Here is a 1,468-nt window from a genome sequence, read left to right on the forward strand (position 1 = left end):
TCGCCTGGGTGTCCTGGCAGTTGCTCGCCTACGGCTGGCACCGCCCGAGCGACGTGATCGGGGGGATCACACTCGCGGCCTTCGCCGCGGCGATCGGCGCGCTCCTGCTCCCCGCGGCCCGGCCGGACGGAGCGGCCCGCACCGGGCGCTGGCTCGGCTGGCTCGGCGTTGGCGTGGGCGCGCTCGCGGTGCTCGCGCTCCTGCTCGCCCTCATCGGTCAGGCCGAGAACGGCCCCATGCTCCTGCTCGCGGGCCAGCTCGCGTGCGGGTGCGCCGCGGTGCTCGCCGCCGCGGGGGTCGCGGGTCTGCCGGTGCGCACCCGCGACCCCCAGCGGGCCTAGCCCAGCCCGCGCTCGCGGAGCCAGTCCGCGGCGATCACCTGGGCGCTCGCCTTCTCCTCACCCTGGCTGCGGGCGTTCATCGCGATGAGGTCCTCCGTCGTCAGTTCGGCGGACACCTCGTTCAGCACCCGCTGCACCTCGGGGGTGTTCGCGCGCTCGCTGAGCAGGGGGACGACCTGCTGCGCCAGGATCATGTTCTCGGGATCGTCGAGGACGACGAGGTCATGCTCGGCGATGGACGGGGTGGTGCTGTAGATGTCGGCGAGCTGCACCGAGCCATCGAGCAGCGCCGCCAGCGTGAGCGGGCCGCCCGAGTCGCTGATGGGCGTGAACGTGAGGGTCGCCGCGTCCACCCCGTACACCGCGCTCAGCCCGGGCGGGCCGTAGGGGCGCTGGGCGAGCTCGGGGTTGCCCCCGACCGCGAGCGGAATCGAGAGACCGGCGAGATCCGCGAGGCTCGACACGTCGTGCTCGGCCGCGAACTCGGGGGTGACGACGTAGCTGTCGGCGTTCGCGGCCTCGGCCGCGTCCAGGACGGCAAGCCCCTCGGGGAGGGCCGCGGGCAGCGCCTCGAGCACCTCGGCGGGGGAGCCGGTCGCGGCATCCGGGTCGAGGGCCTGCAGGAGATTGCCGCTGTACTCGGGCACGATGTCGAGCGAGCCGTCGTCGAGGCCCTTCAGGATCACGTCGCGCTGCCCGATCTGCCCGGCGAAGTCGATGTCGATGCCGGAGCCGGCGAGCGCCTGCGCGTAGATCTGGGCGATGATCTCGTTCTCGGCGAAGGCGGCCGAGCCGATGCGGAGCATCGAGGAGCCCCCGGCCGAGCCAGAGGACGCCTCGGGCTCGGCCTCCAGGGGGTTGCCGGAGGAGCAGGCCACGAGCGCGGCGGCGAGGCCGGTGACGAGGGTCAGGCTGAGGACGCGGCGGAGGCCGCGCGCGTGCGGTGTAACGGTCATGCTGGGGTCCTCTCTGCGGAGCGGTTGGGATGGGGAACAGTCGGGTCCGGGGCGCGGTCGCCCGGGGGCGCTTGCCGCTGTGGGGCCCGGGCGCGGCCGGCGCGGCGGGGCGCACCGTTCGTGGCGCGAACCCCGGCGGGGGTCACGGCCCGGCCGAGCAGCATGAGGCAC

The 1,468-nt window shown here is 74.7% G+C and carries 1 protein-coding gene and 1 pseudogene; one reads left to right on the top strand and one right to left on the bottom strand.

What is annotated here, in order from left to right; genetic code table 11:
• Positions 1–341, top strand: a pseudogene (locus OOT08_RS17665) (hypothetical protein); the annotation flags it as partial.
• Here the strand turns inward: OOT08_RS17665 and OOT08_RS17670 are convergent.
• Entirely contained in the window at positions 338–1,297 is a 960-nt protein-coding gene (locus tag OOT08_RS17670) for an ABC transporter substrate-binding protein (protein ID WP_325094178.1), read from the bottom strand. The pseudogene OOT08_RS17665 and the gene OOT08_RS17670 sit on opposite strands and share 4 nt — an antisense overlap.
• Between the last annotated feature and the right edge of the window lie 171 nt (positions 1,298–1,468).

The sequence above is a fragment of the Leucobacter sp. M11 genome (genome assembly GCF_035726885.1).
Taxonomy (GTDB): Bacteria; Actinomycetota; Actinomycetes; order Actinomycetales; family Microbacteriaceae; genus JAPFRB01.

Bases quoted from the DNA above. Each gene is read 5' to 3' on its own strand.
- OOT08_RS17670 (WP_325094178.1), bottom strand. From the start codon at position 1,297: ATGACCGTTACACCGCACGCGCGCGGCCTCCGCCGCGTCCTCAGCCTG.